Genomic DNA, 16,597 nt, shown 5'->3' on the forward strand with positions numbered 1-16,597 from the left:
GGGTGAGCCCGGCGTGTGGATGTCGTGCACCCGGCACGGACGCCGCGCTCACCTGCACGCCCGCAAGCTTGTCTCAATCCCATGAACATCGGAGTCCTGCCTATGAACGCGCCCTCTTCCAATCCGCTGGAAGGCGAGGACGACCAGCAGAAGGCACATACCCCGGACAAGCTTCGCAATGACGATGCCCGGTGGAAGGACAAGGACATGCCTGAGCAGGAGCACACCGCCACCCCCGACGACTATGAACGCCCACCCAGGCCGTAGCGCGCCTCACACCCGGCCTCCTCACAGAGACGGAGGTGGGGATATGCGAAGCTATGGGCGTTAGCACGCACCCCTTGGGGGATTGAACGAATGTCGTCCTGGAACTCGAAACACAACGCCCTGGATCTCAACAGCTGTGCCAGGGAACCGATCCGTACTCCAGGAGCCATTCAACCCTACGGCCTGGTCCTCGTCCTGGACCCCCGGACGCTGACCGTCAAAGCCCGTGCCCTCGCGCGAGCGGATCTGATGGAGACGCTGGGCGACCCGCTGGGCCAGACCATTGATACGGTGCTGGGTGGCGCACTGGCGAGCTGTCGACCGGCGCTGGAAGCGCTTGCGCCGGGTTCGACCCAGTTTCTTGGTGCGCACCCTGTCGGTGGCCATGGCGGGCATCACACCCTTGCGCACCGCCTGGCCGACGATCTGATCGTGGAGCTCGAAGAGCCCGTACCGGGCGAACCGGGTTCGCTGGAAGACCTGTACCCCGCCATCCGTGCCTTCATGGTGGAGATCGAGCGGGTACCGGGCACCCGCGAGCTGTGCGAACTGGCGGCCTTGCAGATCCGCGCGCTGACCGGCTTCGACCGCACGCTGGTCTACCAGTTCGACACGGATTGGAATGGCGCGGTGGTGGCCGAGAACGGCAACGGCGTGCTACCAAGCTACCTGGACCTGCGCTTTCCCGAATCGGACATTCCCGCCCAGGCCCGTGAGCTGTACCGGCGGAACCGGGTGCGGCTGATCGCCGACAATGACTATCAGCCGGTGCCCCTGGTCCGCGCGGCCGATGTCACCTCAGCGCCGCCGACCGACCTGGGCCCGGCGATGCTGCGGAGCGTCTCCCCGGTGCACCTGCAGTACATGCGCAACATGGGCACCGGTGCCTCGATGTCGATCTCGCTGCTGCGCGAAGGCGAACTGTGGGGCCTGATTTCCTGCCACAACAAGGCGCCCAAGCGGGTGCCGTACCACGTGCGCACGGCCTGCGAATTCATCGGGCAGATCCTGTCCCTGCAGATTTCGCTGAAGGAACGCGCTGCAATGGTGGAAGAGCGCATCGCGCGCCGCGCCATCCAGGTGCGCCTGCTCGGACGAATGGCCGGCGATCAGGATTTCATGGCCGCACTGGGCCGCGACCAGCAGAACCTGCTGGCGCTCACCCAGTCTGCTGGCGCGGCGATTGTGCACCGGGGCGAATGCATCCTGCACGGTGAATGTCCCAGCCAGAGCCAGGTGATGCAGCTGGTGCAGTGGCTGACCGCCCGGCAGGAGGAAGGCGACCTGATCTGCACCGATCGCCTGCCGCTGGAGTGGGACCCCGCCGATGCCTTCTCGGACGTGGCCAGCGGCGTGCTCGCCATTTCCATTTCCCAGATCCACGACAGCTTCGTGTTGTGGTTCCGGCCGGAAGTGGTGCGGACCGTGCGTTGGGGCGGCGACCCGCGCAAGGAGGATACCGGCCTGCCGCTGTCGCCGCGCACCTCGTTCGAGGGCTGGAAGGAAACGGTGCGCAAGCAGTCGCTGCCATGGAACGAGGTCGACCGCGATGCTGCAATGGAGCTGCGCACCGCCATCGTCGACATCGTGCTGCGCAAGGCAGAAGAGATGGCCGCGCTCAACGAGCAGCTGTTGCGCAGCAACAAGGAACTTGAGGCGTTCTCCTACTCGGTCAGCCATGACCTGCGCGCACCGTTCCGCCATATCGTGGGCTATTCGGAACTCCTGTGGGCAGCTGCAGGCGAAAGGTTGAACGATTCAGAAAAGAGATACCTCGATACCATCGTCGAATCCGCACAATCTGCCGGAACACTGGTGGACGACCTGCTCAGTTTCTCGCAGATGGGCAGGTCCACGATGGGTCAGATCTCGATGGACATGACAGCGTTGGTACAGGATGTACGACACAAACTGGACATGGAGTACGAAGGTCGCACCATCGCCTGGAGGGTGCCCAGCCTTCCGCGCGTGCAGGCCGACCCTGGCATGCTGCGCCTGGTCTGGCAGAACCTGCTGTCCAACGCGATAAAGTTCACCCGGGACACCGCGCACCCGGTCATTGAAGTGGGTCACTACCGCACCGATACCGAGCACGTGTTCTTCGTCCAGGACAATGGCTGCGGTTTCGACATGCGCTACGTGGACAAGCTGTTCGGCGTTTTCCAGCGCCTGCATCATTCCGACGAATACGAAGGCACTGGCATTGGCCTTGCCAACGTGAACCGCATCATCACCCGTCACGGCGGCAGGACGTGGGCCGAAGGCCAGTTGGGAGTGGGCGCCAAATTCTTCTTCACCATTCCCTTTGCTACTGGAGACAAAGTATGAGAGACCTGCGGCCGATTCTGCTCGTGGAGGACAATCCGAAGGACGCTGAGCTGACGCTGGCTGCACTTGCGCGCTGCCAGCTGCTGAACGAAGTCACCCATGTGCGGGACGGCGTGGAAGCGCTGCAGTACCTGCGCAGCGAAGGCCGCTACGAGGGCGCCATGCACGGCGGCCCGGTGGTGGTGCTGCTGGACCTGAAGCTGCCCAAGCTCAATGGACTGGAAGTGCTGAAGGAAATCCGTACCGATGCGGCGCTAAGCAGCACCCCGGTGGTGATGCTGACCTCCTCGCGCGAAGAACAGGACCTCATCCTCAGCTACGAGCTGGGCGTCAACGCGTTCGTGGTCAAGCCGGTGGACTTCAAGGAGTTCCTTGAGGCAATCCAGGGCCTGGGCATGTTCTGGGGCATCACCAACCAGCCGCCGCCGCACGGCACGCTCTTTGGCGCCAAGAGCCGCAAAGATGGCTGACGATCTGCCCGCCACACCGATCCGCATCCTGATGGTGGAGGACAGCGCGCTCGACGCGGAGTTGATCACCCTGCAGCTTCGGCGCGCCGGCCTGCCGTTCACCTTCGAGCGCACCTGGTCCGACCAGGGCATGCGAGACGCGCTGGCAGCGCACGACTTCGATGTGATCCTGGCCGACCACGTGCTGCCTGGCTTCAGCGGTGATCTGGCGCTGGAGCTGGCCTGCGCGCTGGCACCGGAGGTGCCCTTCATCTTCGTCTCCGGCACCCTCAGCGAAGAACTGGCGGTCGAAGCGCTGAAGCGCGGCGCCCGCGATTACGTGGTCAAGTCGCGCCTGCAACGCCTGCCCGACGCGATCCTGCGCGCGATAAACGAAGCCAAGGAGCGACGCCGGTTGCTGCAGGTAGAGCATGCGCTGCGCGAAAGCCACCAGCGGCTGCGCCTGATCACCGACTCATTGCCGGCACTGATCGCCTACCTCGACCGCGACCATCACTACCGTTTCGCCAACCGGGCCTACATGGAATGGCACGGTCTGGCCCCTGAAGAGATGGTCGGCCGGCATGCCCGCGAGATGGTCGGTGACGACGGATTCGCCGGGCTGCAGGAACACCTGGACAGGGTGCTGCGGGGCGAGCGGGTCAGTTTTGAAACCCTTGCCCACCGCCGCGTCGGTCCCGCGCGCCATGCGCAGGTGGACTTCGTTCCCGAGCTGGATGCCGAAGGCGGGGTACTGGGCTACTACGCCATGGCCCGCGACATCAGTGAGCTCAAGCAGGCCCAGGCGCTGCTGACGGCCAGCAATGAATCGCTCGAGCGGCAGGTCAGCGAGCGCACCTCGGCCCTGCACCGCAGCGAGAGCCGCCTGCAGGCGCTGTTCGAATCCAGCTTCCAGCACCAGAACCTGCTGACCCTGGATGGGCACATCATCGATACCAACTCCGCCTCGCTGGCCGCAATCCTGGCCACCAAGGAGGAGGTTCGCGGTGCGTTGTACTGCGAGGCCGCCTGGTTTGCCGATACCGAGGGTGTGCCGGCCATCGTCTGCCAGGCCGTGCTCGAGGCCGCTGCCGGCAGTGCCTCGCGCCACGAACTGGACCTGCGCCTGCCCACGGGCAAGCGCACCTTCGAGTTCTCCTTCCGGCCGCTGCTTGACCACCAGGGGTCCATCACGGCGGTGGTCTCCGAGGCAGTGGAAACCACTGCGCGCCGACAGGCCGAGGAAGCGCTGCGACAGAGCCAGAAGATCGAAGCCGTGGGCCAGCTCACCGGCGGCATCGCGCACGATTTCAACAATATCCTGACGGTGATTGCCGGCAACGTGGAGTACGCCAAGCTGCTTACCGATCGCCTCGGTGATGCCGCCGAGGGCTCAGCGCGCGCACTGGACAACGCGCTCAAGGGCGTGATGCGCGCGGCCAACGTAACCCAGCGCCTGCTCGCTTTCTCACGCCGACAGCCGTTGCGCAGCCTGCCGGTCGACCTCAACGCACAGGTGCGCGACATGGAAGACATGCTGCACCGTTCGCTGGGCGAGCTGGTGCAGCTGGAGATCGTGCACCACCCGGACATCTGGTGCGTGGAAGTGGACCCCAGCCAGCTCGAAGCGTCGGTGCTCAACCTGGCGGTCAACGCACGCGACGCGATGCCCGAGGGCGGCCGATTGGTGATCGAGGTGGACAACGCCCACCTCGACGACGATTTCACGGCGCAGAACCCTGACGTGCCGCCGGGCCAGTACGCGATGCTGCGGGTCAAGGACACCGGCCACGGCATGTCCGCCGAAACCCTGACCCGCGTGTTCGAGCCGTTCTTCACCACCAAGGAGGTCGGCCGCGGCACCGGGCTTGGGCTGTCCATGGTGTATGGATTCGTCAAGCAGTCCGGTGGCCATGTGCTGGTCGATTCCGTGCCCGGCGCCGGCACTTCGATCACCCTGCTGTTCCCGCGCTCGGCGGTCGAACTGCCCGAAGCGGCCCAGACCGAGCAGCGTGGCCTGGGCGGCTACGAAATGCAGGACGAAGCCACGGTACTGGTCGCCGAAGACAACGATGACGTCCGTGCGTACACCGTGGACACCCTGCGCCAGCTTGGCTACCGCGTGCTCGAAGCGCACGACGGTCCCTCGGCGATACGCCTGCTTGAGCGCACCGACGTCAGCGTCGACCTGCTGTTCTCGGACATCGTGATGCCCGGCATGTCCGGCTGGGAACTGGCCAAGCGGGCGCAGGCCCAGAAACCCGCGCTGCGGGTGCTGTTCACCTCCGGCTACCCACGCGACATCGACGCCAGTGGCGCGGCTGGCCGCAACATCGCGATCCTGGGCAAGCCGTTTACCCGCAGTGACCTGGCGCGATCGATCCGCGGATCGCTGCAGGACGAATGACGGCAGACCACGTCCATGACGCCGCTCGACAAACCCCTGCGCCGCGAAGTCCAGATCGGCGATGAGTCCTACACACTGACCCTCGACCCCGAGGGTCTGAAGCTGGTGCGCAAAGGCCACCGAAAGGGGCTCGATCTGCGCTGGGAGGACCTGGTCAGCGGCGATGCGGCCCTCGCGGCCGCCTTGCAGGCATCCCTGGACGCGCCCTGATTCCAGAGGGGTTGCGACGCCAGCCCCCTCCGAAATCGCGCAGAAGATCTCATTTCGTCCGGGATGAGACTCACACTTTTCCCCGTTTTGCCCCCCGCGCGGCGGCGAAAGCGGGCGCCGCTTGCCTCACTTGGCTTGAACGAATGAGGTCAAAACGAAAGATACGTTGCAGTACTGTTTACGTTCTGTTAAGTATTTGTGCAGCGCACCAGCCCCCTGGCACGCAAGGAGAACCAACCGGATGAGCACGTAACGAGAACGACCTACCCACAATCAGACTGCAAGGTGCATGCATGAACGACCGCATTGGCAAGTGTGTTCACGCTCCGAAAGCAATTTCGCCGTTGGCATCTGCGGTAAAGGCGGCACTGGCCGCCGCGCTGCTGGTCACCAGTTCAGTGGCCATGGCGCAGGACAGCAGCACATCGGGTTCCGGCGAACAGGCCACCACGCTGGATACAGTGTCGGTACTGGGCAGCCGCACCAAGCCCCGCACCGTTTCCTCCTCGGCCGTCCCGATCGACATCATCAGCGGCGAAGAATTCCGCAACCAGGGCGCCACCGATGCGCTTGACCAGCTCAAAGTGCTGGTCCCTTCGTTCAACGTCAGCACCATTCCCATCGATGACGCGGCCAGCCTGATCCGCCCGGCCAACCTGCGTGGCCTGCCTCCCGACAACACCCTGCTGCTGATCAACGGCAAGCGCTTCCACCGCGCGGCGGTCATCACCTTCCTGGGCCATGGTCTGTCCGACGGCGCACAGGGCCCGGACCTTTCCGTGTTTCCCTCGCTGGCCCTGGAACAGGTGGACGTGCTGCGCGACGGCGCCGCCGCCCAATACGGTTCGGACGCCATTGCCGGCGTGATCAACTTCGGCCTGAAGAAACTGCGCGAAGGTGGCACCGCCGAAGTGTTCGCCGGCCAGTACTACAAGGGCGACGGCCTCACCACCCAGTACTCGGCGCAGATCGGCCTGCCGCTGACCGAGCGCGGCTTCGCCACCCTCACGGCCGAGTGGCGCAAGGCCGACGATACCTCGCGCAGCGTGCAGCGCGATGACGCGGCGGCCGCCATCGCCGCCGGGTACCCCGGCGTGGGCGACCCGGCGCAGGTATGGGGTTCGCCCAAGGTCGATGACGACCTGAAGCTGGTCGCCAACCTTGGCCTCACCACCGACGCGGTGGACTTCTATCTGTTCGGCAATTACGCCAAGCGCGACGTGGACGGCGGCTTCTACTTCCGCGACCCCACCGCACGCTCAGGTGTGTACTCCAACGACGGTGGCGAGACGCTGCTGGTAGGCAACCTTACCGGCGTCGGCGCGTGCCCCACCATCGCGCTGCGCGATGGCGCCGGCAACCTGCTGCCCTACAGCGGGGTGGGGGCGGCGGTGGCTGCGCTGCCGGCCAACTGCTACACGTTCCTCTCCAGCCTGCCCGGCGGCTTCACCCCCCGCTTCGGCGGCAAGCTGGAAGACAGCTCGATCTTCGCCGGTGCCAAGGGCAACCTGGGCGAGTGGTACTGGGACGTAAGCGGTTCCTGGGGCCGCAACGATATCGAGTTCATCATCTACAACACCGTCAATGCTTCGCTCGGCCCGGATCAGCCTGACGGGCTGTACTTCCGCCCCGGTGGCAACACGCAGACCGAGAAGAGCTTCAATGTCGATGTGACGCGGGATATCGCGGCCAGCTTCACTGCCCAGCCGCTGCGCCTGGCGGCCGGTGCGGAGTGGCGCGAAGAGAGCTTCAAGATCAGTCCCGGCGACGGCCCCTCCACCGCCATCGGTCCGCTCACCGAGCAGGGCTTTGCACTGGGCTCCAACGGCTTCAACGGCTTCAGCGCTCGCACCGCGGGCACCTTTGACCGCCGCAACTGGGCCGCTTATGCCGACCTGGAAGCACAGGTCACCGAACGCCTGCTGCTGGCCGGCGCAGTGCGATTCGAGGACTACGATTCGTTTGGCAGCACCACCAACGGCAAGGTCACCGCACGCTTCGACTTCAATGAGCACTTTGCGTTGCGCGGCGCGTACAACACCGGCTTCCGCGCGCCCACGCCGGGCCAGGCCAACATCAGCCAGATCAGCACCGTGTTCGGTGGTACCGCACTGGAAGACATCGCCACCCTGCCGCCGACCAATCCCATCGCGCAGCTCAAGGGCGCAAAGCCACTGACGCCGGAAGAGTCCAAGAACCTTTCGTTGGGTGCGGTATGGACCGAAGGCGACTGGCTGCTCACCCTGGATGGCTACCAGATCAAGGTGGAAGACCGCATCGCGCTGAGTACCAGCTTCGCGGTGACCCCGGAAGAACGTGCGGCGCTGGTGGCCGGCGGCAACCCGGAAGCGGCCTCGATCTCGCAGGTGACCTATTTCGGCAACGCGTTCGACACCACCACCACCGGCGTGGATCTGGTCACCAGCTTCAAGAGCGACCACTTCGGTGGCACCACCACGTACTCACTGGCGGCCAACTGGAACAAGACCGAGGTGGACCGCTTCAATCCGGACTTCATCGACGAAGCGCGCGTGTACAAGCTGGAGAAATCACTGCCCAAGACCAAGGGCTATTTCAGCGTCCACCACCAGCGGCAGATCTTCAACGCCAACCTGCGCTTCAACTACTACAGCTCCTGGTATGAGGATCACCTGGACAGCGGCGTGATCTCGGCGGCCGATGGCGGCCTGCCGATCTACGGCGGCAGTGCGTTGATCGTGGATGCCGAAGTGGGCTGGAAGTTCGATTCGGGCCTGTACTTCAACCTGGGCGCACAGAACCTGTTCGACCGCACCCCGGCCAAGAACCCGTGGTCCGGCGTGGCCGGCGCGGAGTACCCGGTGCATTCGCCGTATGGCTTCAACGGCGGGTTCTATTATGCGCGGGTGGGTTGGAAGTTCTGATACAGGCAAGTTGGGCATGCGATGGTCACCGTCATGGTCCATCGCATGCTTTTTGCCTGCCCTGCTCGAAAGCCTTGGGCCGCATTATCCTGAGCGCCAGCAGCTCAAGGCCCAGCAGCACATAGGTCGCCAGTAATACCGATGGCGCCCAGAGCACAGCGAAGACCATCCACTGGAAGCTCCAGTCATGGGCGTAGATCTCGGTGCCAGGTTCGGGTGGCGCCGCCATCCACTGACGGCGTTGCAGCCAGAAGACAAGCGCAGACACTGCTACGGCGAGCACGCTCTGCAGCGCACCCCATTTCCAATACTTCCTGACTACGTCATCCATGCGGACCCTCCGCGTGCCTATACGCGGCTTTTTCCCTTATGGGCCAACACCCACTCCCTCAGGACCGAATCCATCCTGGTCTGCCAGCCAGCGCCTGTTCCACGGAACGCCTCCAATACGTCCGGCGAAAGCCGAATGGTGATTCGCTCTTTGGTCTGTACTGCCTTGGGACGACCACGCAACTTGCGCTGCAGCGTCTCCGGCAGACCATCAAACTTTACCGCGCGACTGGTATCGGCTGAAGACCATTCCGGATTTTCCAGGTCAGGGGCCTCGGCACCCATCTGCCTTTTCATACTGCCTCGCCTCTCGCTCGTTGGCCTTGCGGAAACTGATCACCCGAATTCCGTGCAACGTTTCGGTGAACACCAGAACGTGTAGACGGTTGCCAACCCATCCCAAGCCACGGTGACGCACCTCTCCGTAGTCCTTTCGCTCGTCCACGGTAAACAACGCCGTTTGAAAATCGAACGTGCGCGCAAGCTCAAAAGAGAGACCGCGCTGAACTACATTCCGAGCGCTTTTGGCAGCGTCATAGGTCAGTTCGAATGTATTTATTGTATGTACAATAAATGTTCCTGCGCAAGTCCATGCTGAGGCGTACCTCCCGCCCTCGGAACTCAAAGTGCCACCCCGCCGTTGCCGGCGGGGTGGCTGCGCGTTTGGTGATCACGTGCGCTTGCGTGAATCAGGCTGCGAGCAGGGTGTCCTGTTCGTTCTGATCGATGTAATCATCATTGGCGATTACAGTTTTTGCGCCGATTACGTCGGTCGCCTCTCGGGCTGTCCACATTGACTGCTCGCCACGTCGAAACCAGTGCAGCCCCTTCAGCTGGGCACCACGACGGATGCACAGGTGGTGGAGCTGGCGGGAATCGAACCCGCGTCCGCAACGCATCCTCTCTGCTTCATACAGCCATAACCCGTTGCCAACGACTGCATTCGGGGTTTTTCGCCACACACGGCGAGCAGGTATTGGAGCGTCATTCGCTGGAAGCGGCTTTCAGAAATCGCTCGCTTCCATTGCTGCCGGTTGGACAACACCGCGTACCCGCCCACGGATCTACCGGCCGCGCGGCCGCTCCCCCAGGCTGATCCTGCACGGCGCCCCCGCCGTGGATCCCGCCAAGGAGATTTCCTCATGTTCAGCCTGGAAAACACCGTAGCTCCGCACCCGCCCGCGCTCGACGAACTGGTTCCTTCACGTTACGCGCTCAAGGTCGGCGATATCGACGTGCTGGTGGTCAGCGACGGCGTGTTGCCGTTGCCCACTCAGATGCTCGGCCACAACGTCTCCGCCGCCGAGCGCGCGCCGTGGTTCAAAGAGATGTACCTGCCGCCGGATGCGCTGGACTGGGCGCTGAACGTGATGGTGGTGCGCAGCGGCGACCGCAACATCCTGATCGACGCCGGCCTGGGCATGGACCCTGACCTGAACCTGCCGCGCGCTGGCCAGCTGATCCGCCGTCTTGGCGCTTCGGGCATCAACCTTGGGGAGATCACCGACGTGGTGATCACCCACCTGCACATGGACCACATCGGTGGCCTGCTGGTGGACGGCGTAAAGGAGCAACTGCATCCCGAGCTGCGCATCCACGTGGCCGCCGCCGAAGTGGCCTTCTGGAAGGCGCCCGACTTCACCCGCACCAACATGCCGCCCGGCTTCCCGGATGCGCTGCGCGCCACCGCTACCCACTTCCTCGACGAGTACGGACGCTACGTGCACACCTTTGACGATGTGCACGAGATCGCGCCCGGCGTGAGCGCGCACCGCACCGGCGGCCACACGCCCGGCCACAGCGTGGTGCGTCTGAACTCGAACGGCGATGCACTGACCTTTGCCGGTGATGCCATCTTCGCGGTCGGCTTCGAGCAGCCAAACTGGCACAACGGGTTTGAGCACGATCCTGAAGGTGCCGCGCAGGTGCGTATCACCCTTCTCAACGAACTGGCCGGCACCGGCGAGATGCTGGTGGCCACCCATTTGCCGTTCCCGTCGGTCGGCCGCGTTGCGGCCGACGGCGAGGTCTTCCGCTGGGTGCCGGTGTTCTGGGACTTCTGACTCCTGCGTCGCAGTTTGTACCCTCGGTAAAGTTTCAAGGATTTTCAGCCATCCCGAGTCCAGCCGAGGGGTTCAATCTAGCGCCTGTCGCATCCCTTTCCCTTTGCAGGAGACCATCCCATGAACATGCCTACCCGCACCCTGGCCGCCACCGCGTTGGCCCTGGCCATCCAGTCCGGCGCCGCCGCACAGGCGGCGGCAGCGGTGAATCCAGCCGCGGTCACCGCCGTTGCTCACACCCCCAGCACCATCACCACCGCCGATGGCGTGCAGCTGTACTACAAGGACTGGGGCCCGAAGGATGGCCCGGTGGTCACCTTCAGCCACGGCTGGCCGCTGGATTCGGACAGCTGGGACGCGCAGATGATGTTCCTGGCCAACCACGGCTACCGCGTGGTGGCGCACGACCGCCGCGGCCATGGCCGCTCCAGCCAGCCATGGGACGGCAACGACATGGATCACTACGCCGACGACCTGGCCACGGTGATCAACACGCTCGATCTGAAGGACGTGACCCTGGTGGGCTTCTCCACCGGTGGCGGTGAAGTGGCGCGCTATGTAGGGCGCCATGGTACCGGTCGGGTCAAGAAGGTCGTGCTGATCAGCGCCGTGCCGCCTCTCATGCTGAAGACCGCAGACAACCCCGGCGGCGTCCCCATCGACGTGTTCGATGGCCTGCGCAAGGGCCAGTTGGAAAACCGGGCGCAACTGTTCAAGGACATTCCAAGCGGTCCGTTCTACGGCTACAACCGCCCTGGAGCGAAGCCCAATCAGGCGTTGATCGATTCCTGGTGGGCGCAGGGCATGCTGGGAGGACTCAAGAACACGTACGATTCGGTTGCCGCGTTCTCGGCCACTGACTTCCGCCAGGATCTGAAGCGGTTCGACGTCCCGACGCTGGTGATCCATGGCGACGACGACCAGATCGTACCGATCGGTGTCGGCGGCCGTATGTCGTCCGGGTTGATCAAGGGTGCCAAGCTGATCGTGTACCCCGGCGCGCCGCACGGCCTGACCGAAACGCACAAGGACAAGGTCAACCAGGATCTGTTGGCGTTCCTGCAGCAGAAATGATCCGGTGCCGGACTGTACGTCCGGCGTCAGTCACCGGGGCGGCGCTGCCTCGCCGCCTCGTTCCTCGTCAGCGCCTCGCGCTGTGCCCTGTCCCATGCCTCACCAGCCGCGCGTGCTCTCGCATCCGCCTCCCGGTTCTGGCGCTCGATTTCCTTGTACTCCGCCCACCGCTCCGGCGTTATCGTCTTGAGCTGGTTGTCGGGTCGAAGGGTTATGGATGCCTGCGGCGCCAAAGCCACGGAAAAGTTGTCGAACAGCCACTGCTGCCGCGCTTGCGCCGATGCGTTGAGCAGCTCGGGTTCGGCAAATTGCGCCATGGGCAACGCCTGCTCGGCAAGCGTCTGCCCAGAGGAGATCCGGGCGAGCTTCACCACCAGGCGCTCCTTTTCTTCCTGCTCCTGATAGAGCGCAACGACATCGTCCTCTATCCACAGCGGATACCAATATCCCGCCACTGGATAGGCATGGAAGGGGTGGTCGCGGATCAGCAGCAGGTTGCTGGATTCGTCATACAGCGCCCGCCAGCCGGAGGGCGCTGTTCGTGTGCTGCAGTCAATGCTGCCCTTGTTGATGGTCTCCAGCGCGGCCGCCGCGCCCTTCACTGCAATCCGGGTCGACCAGCACTGCCTCCCGTCCCGGGTCGCGGAGGCGAGCAGCACGGCGTTCGGGTCGAGGGCGATGGCCTCGGTATGCACGAACGTTTGGTTGGCGGCATCCGCGTCGCGCAACAGGGTGGCAAACCCGGCGTCGGAAAGCGTTTCGCCGTCGAGGTAAAGCACGTAGGTCGTGTGGTGCCGGTACTGGCTGCTGTTGATGTCCAGCGTACTTTCCGTCACCGCCACCACCTTCAGCGGGCCCGATGAAAACACCGGCTCCCGGCTGGTTCGCCCACATGCCGTGAGAAGGAGCGAGGCAACCGCAAGCAGCGCGAGGGTGCGTGAGGAAAAACCGCGTCTGGTGCTCATGGCACTCCGGTACTGGCTGTAAGGGTAGGATCGTCACTGGCCAGATCACGATCCAGCAGGCAATCAATGAAGGCGCGAAGTGCGGGAAGAAGATAGCGCCTGCTGGAGTAGTAAAGGAACAGCCCCGGTACGGTTGGTGACCAGTCAGCGAGCACGCGCTTGAGCCGTCCATCCTGCAAGGCCTCGGCGATGCCGTCATCGTTGTAGGCATACAGGATGCCAAGCCCCTGCAGCGCGGCGGGCACGATGATGTCCTGGTGGTTGGAGATCACCGTGCCCTCGCCGAAATACTCGACGGTCTTTCCCTTCTTCCTGAATTCCCAACCGGCGAGCTTTCCGCTGCCCGGGAAACGCCAGTTGATGCAGGCGTGCTGGCTCAGGTCCGCCGGCGTTCCAGGTTCACCGAACCTTGCCAGGTACCCGGGTGATGCCACCGCCAGCAGCTCGATGTCCGGGGTGAGCCGCACGGCCACCATGTCCTTCTGCAGGCGGCCACCCACGCGGATGCCGGCGTCGAATCCCTCGCCGGCGATATCACTCAGGCCGTCGTCGATCACGATGTCGAGCACCACCTCGGGATGCGCCTGCGCGAACCGACCCAGGCGGGGCGCGATCACCTTCTTCGCCGCCATGCTCAACGTGTTGATCCGCAGCGTGCCCGCCGCACGCGCATTGGCACCCACGGCCTGCGCAACCGCGTCGTCCATGTCACGCAGCATCGGCGCGATGCGCTCATGCAGGCGGCGTCCGGGTTCGGTAGGCGACACGCTGCGGGTGGTGCGGTTCAACAGCCGAACGCCCAAGCGCGCTTCGAGCTGGCGGATGACCTGGCTGAGCGCGGACGGCGACAGCCCCAGGTGATCGGCTGCGCGGGCGAAGCTGGACCGCTCCACCACGGCCGCGAAGGCCTTGAGTTCCGCAAATTCAGAGCCGCGCATTATGCACCGTTCTCTACATGACCTGATTCGATCATAGGCGATTCTCTTCTCTATGAGGAAAGCTCAACCTTGCTCCACACCCACTGGAGCATTGCCATGAAAGACCTGAACCTGCCCGAGCCGATAGCCGCCTACTTCCAGGCCGACAGCCAGGGCGCGGCGGCCGTGGCCCGCTGCTTCACCCGCGACGGGGTAGTCCTGGACGAGGGCCATACCCATACCGGGCCTGCGGCCATCGAGGCGTGGAAGACCGATGCATCCGCCCGATATACCTACACGGCCACGCCGCACGCGCTGGAACGCCATGGCCGCAGCTACCTGGTCACCAGCACCGTGTCGGGCGACTTCCCCGGCAGCCCGCTGGACCTGCGCTACGCCTTCACCCTCGAGCGCGGGAAGATCGCCCGGCTGGAGATCGGGGCATGAACTTCGATCTGGAACTGACCGGGAAGCGCGTGCTGGTGACCGGCGGCACGCGCGGACTTGGCGCGGCGGTGGTCGAGCTGCTGGCGAGGCTGGGCGCACGTGTGGTGGCAACAGCGCGTTCCTTGCCACAGGCCCCCATCAAGGGGGTGCATTACATGGAAGCAGATCTTGCCAGCGCCGAAGGCGCCCTCCGGGCCGGCGATGCAACGCTGCATCGCCTTGGCGGTATCGACGTGCTGATCAATGTGGTGGGTGGCTCATCGGCACCTGCCGGTGGGTTCGCGGCGCTGGATGATGCCGAATGGGCCCGAGCGTTGGACCTCAACCTGATGTCCGCCGTGCGGCTGGATCGCGCACTGCTGCCGGCGATGATCGCGCAGGGATCCGGCGTGATCATGCATGTCACCTCGATCCAGCGCACCCTGCCGCTGCCGGAGGCGACCACCGCCTATGCCGCCGCGAAGGCCGCCCTGTCCACCTACAGCAAAGCGCTCTCGAAGGAAGTCACCCCGAAGGGCGTGCGGGTGGTGCGGGTCGCGCCGGGCTGGATTGAAACCGACGCCGCCGTCGCCTTCGTCGAACGCATCGCTGCGGAAGCGCAGACTGATTACGAAGGCGGCAGGAAACGGGTCATGGACGGGCTGGGCGGCATTCCGCTGGGACGACCGGCGCAGCCGGGCGAAGTGGCCGACCTCATCGCGTTCCTGGTCTCGCCACGGGCGGCGTCGATTTCGGGCACGGAGTACACCATCGACGGCGGGACGGTGCCGACGGTATGAGATACACAGGTCCGGCCGATTTGGACGCTTGATCAATTTATCAGGACTTTATGCGACCGATCGTTCGGCTGGGCCCGGCAAAGTGCCCCTGCCGGCCAACGCCGCCCCCGCAATCCCACCATCCCGAGGAGTCGTCCATGTTCAAGCTCATCCCTGCAGTGTTCGCGGTCGCCCTGGCGGCCGCCCTCTCCCCCGCCCAGGCCAGCGATGCCGTACGCGGCCAACCGGTGCACAACGTCGTGCTGGTGCATGGCGCATTCGCCGATGGCAGCGGCTGGCGCGGGGTGTATGACGACCTGACCGCGCGTGGCTACCACGTGTCGATCGTGCAGAACCCGCTGACTTCGCTTGCTGACGACGTGAAGGCCACCCAGCGCGTGCTGGATCGCCAGGATGGGCCAGCCATCCTGGTCGGGCATTCGTGGGGCGGCACGGTGATCACCGAAGCGGGTGTGCACGACAAGGTGGCCGGGCTGGTCTACGTGTCAGCGCTGGCGCCGGATGCGGGCGAGACCACGGCGCAGCTTTACACCGGTTTCGCACCCACGCCTGAGTTCGTGATCGAAACCGGGAGCGACGGTTTCGGCTTCATCAAGCCCGACACGTTCAAGGCTGGGTTTGCGCATGACACCACCGATGCGGACGCGGCATTCCTGCGCGATTCGCAGGTGCCGATCAACATGTCGGCATTTGGCACCACGCTGACGCACGCCGCCTGGCGCACCAAGCCGAGCTGGGCGGTGATCGCCACTGAAGACAAGGCGTTTGATCAAGCGATGCTGATCCACATGGCCGAGCGCATCAAGGCGCGCATCACCAAGGTGCCGGCGAGCCATGCGGTCTTCATGACCCAGCCGAAGGTGGTGGCCGATACGATTGATCGTGCGGCCAAAGACGCCGGGAAGAAGTACAAGTAAGGTGCCTGCCTCATCGGACATGAGGTAGCGGCAGCGCCGGACCGTTGGTCCGGCGTCTGCGCAGGATGCGCGCTGTGGTATGGGTCAGACCGTGATGCGAACGTCCTCGGTTGAAGAGTCGGAACCGACCGGCATCAGCTCGCCTTCTGTGGAGCATCGCGCCGGAAGAGTTCCCACTCGTCGATCCGTTTGCCGTCCGGCAAGTGGCAGATTCCCCGCTCGTTGCCTTCACGGTCCTTCTCGATCATGACCTTGCCACCGCGCTTCACGCAGTACTCGGACGCGGGGTTGGCCATTCCAACAGGAACACCATTCTCGCGTGCTTCCTGATTCTGCTGGGAACATCCCGCTGCTCCAGCCACCGCTATGAAGGCAGCGAGCACTGCGACGTTGATGCGCAGACGCATGAGCTTCTCCTGGACTGCCGTATTGGCTGCAGGGAGTGTGGAACCGGAGTTGTGAACGCGCTGTAGCAGCAGCCGGGTTATCCGGTAGCGCCGGGATCGCTGGTACGAAGGTCAGTGCCTGCCGATGCCGATTG

General features: G+C 64.4%; 17 protein-coding genes. 11 read left to right on the forward strand and 6 right to left on the reverse strand.

The annotated features are described in order from the left end of the window. The first annotated feature begins 102 nt into the window (after nucleotides 1-102). The 6 genes from ACGFZ3_RS07515 (at nucleotide 103) to ACGFZ3_RS07540 (ending at nucleotide 8,564) form a co-directional block, all read left to right on the forward strand. On the forward strand, nucleotides 103-267 hold the full coding sequence (locus ACGFZ3_RS07515) for a hypothetical protein (RefSeq protein ID WP_392918603.1): 165 nt from the start codon (nucleotides 103-105) through the stop codon (nucleotides 265-267). Between the two features lie 90 nt (nucleotides 268-357). Further along, entirely contained in the window at nucleotides 358-2,595 is a 2,238-nt protein-coding gene (locus ACGFZ3_RS07520; protein ID WP_392918606.1) for an ATP-binding protein, read from the forward strand. Next, nucleotides 2,592-3,065: a response regulator gene (locus ACGFZ3_RS07525; RefSeq protein WP_392918609.1), complete on the forward strand. Its 474-nt coding sequence runs from the start codon at nucleotides 2,592-2,594 to the stop codon at nucleotides 3,063-3,065. Before ACGFZ3_RS07520 ends, ACGFZ3_RS07525 begins: the two co-directional genes overlap by 4 nt. Then, nucleotides 3,058-5,451: a PAS domain-containing protein gene (locus ACGFZ3_RS07530; RefSeq protein ID WP_392918611.1), complete on the forward strand. Its 2,394-nt coding sequence runs from the start codon at nucleotides 3,058-3,060 to the stop codon at nucleotides 5,449-5,451. The genes ACGFZ3_RS07525 and ACGFZ3_RS07530 overlap by 8 nt, the downstream gene beginning before the upstream one ends. A 15-nt stretch (nucleotides 5,452-5,466) precedes the next feature. After that, on the forward strand, nucleotides 5,467-5,661 hold the full coding sequence (locus tag ACGFZ3_RS07535; protein WP_392918614.1) for a hypothetical protein: 195 nt from the start codon (nucleotides 5,467-5,469) through the stop codon (nucleotides 5,659-5,661). Nucleotides 5,662-5,954: 293 nt separating this feature from the next. Further along, nucleotides 5,955-8,564: a TonB-dependent receptor plug domain-containing protein gene (locus tag ACGFZ3_RS07540; RefSeq protein WP_392918617.1), complete on the forward strand. Its 2,610-nt coding sequence runs from the start codon at nucleotides 5,955-5,957 to the stop codon at nucleotides 8,562-8,564. 31 nt (nucleotides 8,565-8,595) lie between these two features. On the opposite strand, the gene ACGFZ3_RS07545 is transcribed toward ACGFZ3_RS07540, so the two are convergent. From ACGFZ3_RS07545 to ACGFZ3_RS07555, 3 genes are read right to left on the reverse strand one after another with little or no spacing between them, the layout of a single operon-like run. Continuing rightward, entirely contained in the window at nucleotides 8,596-8,895 is a 300-nt protein-coding gene (locus ACGFZ3_RS07545) for a hypothetical protein (RefSeq protein WP_392918620.1), read from the reverse strand. A gap of 17 nt (nucleotides 8,896-8,912) precedes the next feature. Next, entirely contained in the window at nucleotides 8,913-9,191 is a 279-nt protein-coding gene (locus ACGFZ3_RS07550; RefSeq protein ID WP_392918623.1) for a BrnA antitoxin family protein, read from the reverse strand. Next, complete coding sequence (locus tag ACGFZ3_RS07555) at nucleotides 9,160-9,519, reverse strand: BrnT family toxin (RefSeq protein WP_392918625.1); 360 nt, start codon at nucleotides 9,517-9,519, stop codon at nucleotides 9,160-9,162. The genes ACGFZ3_RS07550 and ACGFZ3_RS07555 overlap by 32 nt, the downstream gene beginning before the upstream one ends. Nucleotides 9,520-10,036: 517 nt before the next feature. Here ACGFZ3_RS07555 and ACGFZ3_RS07560 point away from each other — a divergent pair. Together ACGFZ3_RS07560 and ACGFZ3_RS07565 are read left to right on the forward strand one after the other, a co-directional pair. Then, nucleotides 10,037-10,957, forward strand: coding sequence for an MBL fold metallo-hydrolase (locus ACGFZ3_RS07560; protein ID WP_392918628.1), 921 nt, complete (start codon nucleotides 10,037-10,039; stop codon nucleotides 10,955-10,957). A gap of 120 nt (nucleotides 10,958-11,077) precedes the next feature. Continuing rightward, nucleotides 11,078-12,031: an alpha/beta fold hydrolase gene (locus tag ACGFZ3_RS07565; RefSeq protein WP_392918632.1), complete on the forward strand. Its 954-nt coding sequence runs from the start codon at nucleotides 11,078-11,080 to the stop codon at nucleotides 12,029-12,031. Nucleotides 12,032-12,057: 26 nt separating this feature from the next. Here the strand turns inward: ACGFZ3_RS07565 and ACGFZ3_RS07570 are convergent, their stop codons facing one another. Then, nucleotides 12,058-12,996: a hypothetical protein gene (locus ACGFZ3_RS07570; RefSeq protein ID WP_392918635.1), complete on the reverse strand. Its 939-nt coding sequence runs from the start codon at nucleotides 12,994-12,996 to the stop codon at nucleotides 12,058-12,060. After that, nucleotides 12,993-13,934 carry a LysR family transcriptional regulator gene (locus tag ACGFZ3_RS07575; RefSeq protein ID WP_392918638.1) on the reverse strand — a complete coding sequence of 314 codons (942 nt, stop codon included), beginning with the start codon at nucleotides 13,932-13,934 and terminating at the stop codon, nucleotides 12,993-12,995. Before ACGFZ3_RS07575 ends, ACGFZ3_RS07570 begins: the two co-directional genes overlap by 4 nt. 96 nt (nucleotides 13,935-14,030) lie before the next feature. Between ACGFZ3_RS07575 and ACGFZ3_RS07580 the strand changes: the two genes are divergently transcribed. The 3 genes from ACGFZ3_RS07580 (at nucleotide 14,031) to ACGFZ3_RS07590 (ending at nucleotide 16,056) form a co-directional block, all read left to right on the forward strand. Then, complete coding sequence (locus ACGFZ3_RS07580; RefSeq protein WP_392918641.1) at nucleotides 14,031-14,360, forward strand: nuclear transport factor 2 family protein; 330 nt, start codon at nucleotides 14,031-14,033, stop codon at nucleotides 14,358-14,360. Next, the gene (locus tag ACGFZ3_RS07585; protein WP_392918644.1) at nucleotides 14,357-15,139 is read left to right on the forward strand and encodes an SDR family oxidoreductase; all 783 of its coding nucleotides are present in this window, start codon (nucleotides 14,357-14,359) and stop codon (nucleotides 15,137-15,139) included. Before ACGFZ3_RS07580 ends, ACGFZ3_RS07585 begins: the two co-directional genes overlap by 4 nt. Before the next feature lie 137 nt (nucleotides 15,140-15,276). Further along, nucleotides 15,277-16,056 carry an alpha/beta fold hydrolase gene (locus ACGFZ3_RS07590; RefSeq protein WP_392918647.1) on the forward strand — a complete coding sequence of 260 codons (780 nt, stop codon included), beginning with the start codon at nucleotides 15,277-15,279 and terminating at the stop codon, nucleotides 16,054-16,056. A gap of 134 nt (nucleotides 16,057-16,190) precedes the next feature. Here the strand turns inward: ACGFZ3_RS07590 and ACGFZ3_RS07595 are convergent, their stop codons facing one another. Then, nucleotides 16,191-16,463, reverse strand: coding sequence for a DUF333 domain-containing protein (locus ACGFZ3_RS07595; protein ID WP_392918650.1), 273 nt, complete (start codon nucleotides 16,461-16,463; stop codon nucleotides 16,191-16,193). Nucleotides 16,464-16,597 lie beyond the last annotated feature (134 nt).

The sequence above is a fragment of the Stenotrophomonas sp. NPDC047960 genome, assembly GCF_043204395.1.
Taxonomy (GTDB): domain Bacteria; phylum Pseudomonadota; class Gammaproteobacteria; order Xanthomonadales; family Xanthomonadaceae; genus Stenotrophomonas.

Bases quoted from the DNA above. Each gene is read 5' to 3' on its own strand.
- ACGFZ3_RS07515 (WP_392918603.1), top strand. From the start codon at position 103: ATGAACGCGCCCTCTTCCAATCCGCTGGAAGGCGAGGACGACCAGCAG.
- ACGFZ3_RS07520 (WP_392918606.1), top strand. From the start codon at position 358: ATGTCGTCCTGGAACTCGAAACACAACGCCCTGGATCTCAACAGCTGT.
- ACGFZ3_RS07525 (WP_392918609.1), top strand. From the start codon at position 2,592: ATGAGAGACCTGCGGCCGATTCTGCTCGTGGAGGACAATCCGAAGGAC.
- ACGFZ3_RS07530 (WP_392918611.1), top strand. From the start codon at position 3,058: ATGGCTGACGATCTGCCCGCCACACCGATCCGCATCCTGATGGTGGAG.
- ACGFZ3_RS07535 (WP_392918614.1), top strand. From the start codon at position 5,467: ATGACGCCGCTCGACAAACCCCTGCGCCGCGAAGTCCAGATCGGCGAT.
- ACGFZ3_RS07540 (WP_392918617.1), top strand. From the start codon at position 5,955: ATGAACGACCGCATTGGCAAGTGTGTTCACGCTCCGAAAGCAATTTCG.
- ACGFZ3_RS07545 (WP_392918620.1), bottom strand. From the start codon at position 8,895: ATGGATGACGTAGTCAGGAAGTATTGGAAATGGGGTGCGCTGCAGAGC.
- ACGFZ3_RS07550 (WP_392918623.1), bottom strand. From the start codon at position 9,191: ATGAAAAGGCAGATGGGTGCCGAGGCCCCTGACCTGGAAAATCCGGAA.
- ACGFZ3_RS07560 (WP_392918628.1), top strand. From the start codon at position 10,037: ATGTTCAGCCTGGAAAACACCGTAGCTCCGCACCCGCCCGCGCTCGAC.
- ACGFZ3_RS07565 (WP_392918632.1), top strand. From the start codon at position 11,078: ATGAACATGCCTACCCGCACCCTGGCCGCCACCGCGTTGGCCCTGGCC.
- ACGFZ3_RS07570 (WP_392918635.1), bottom strand. From the start codon at position 12,996: ATGAGCACCAGACGCGGTTTTTCCTCACGCACCCTCGCGCTGCTTGCG.
- ACGFZ3_RS07575 (WP_392918638.1), bottom strand. From the start codon at position 13,934: ATGCGCGGCTCTGAATTTGCGGAACTCAAGGCCTTCGCGGCCGTGGTG.
- ACGFZ3_RS07580 (WP_392918641.1), top strand. From the start codon at position 14,031: ATGAAAGACCTGAACCTGCCCGAGCCGATAGCCGCCTACTTCCAGGCC.
- ACGFZ3_RS07585 (WP_392918644.1), top strand. From the start codon at position 14,357: ATGAACTTCGATCTGGAACTGACCGGGAAGCGCGTGCTGGTGACCGGC.
- ACGFZ3_RS07590 (WP_392918647.1), top strand. From the start codon at position 15,277: ATGTTCAAGCTCATCCCTGCAGTGTTCGCGGTCGCCCTGGCGGCCGCC.
- ACGFZ3_RS07595 (WP_392918650.1), bottom strand. From the start codon at position 16,463: ATGCGTCTGCGCATCAACGTCGCAGTGCTCGCTGCCTTCATAGCGGTG.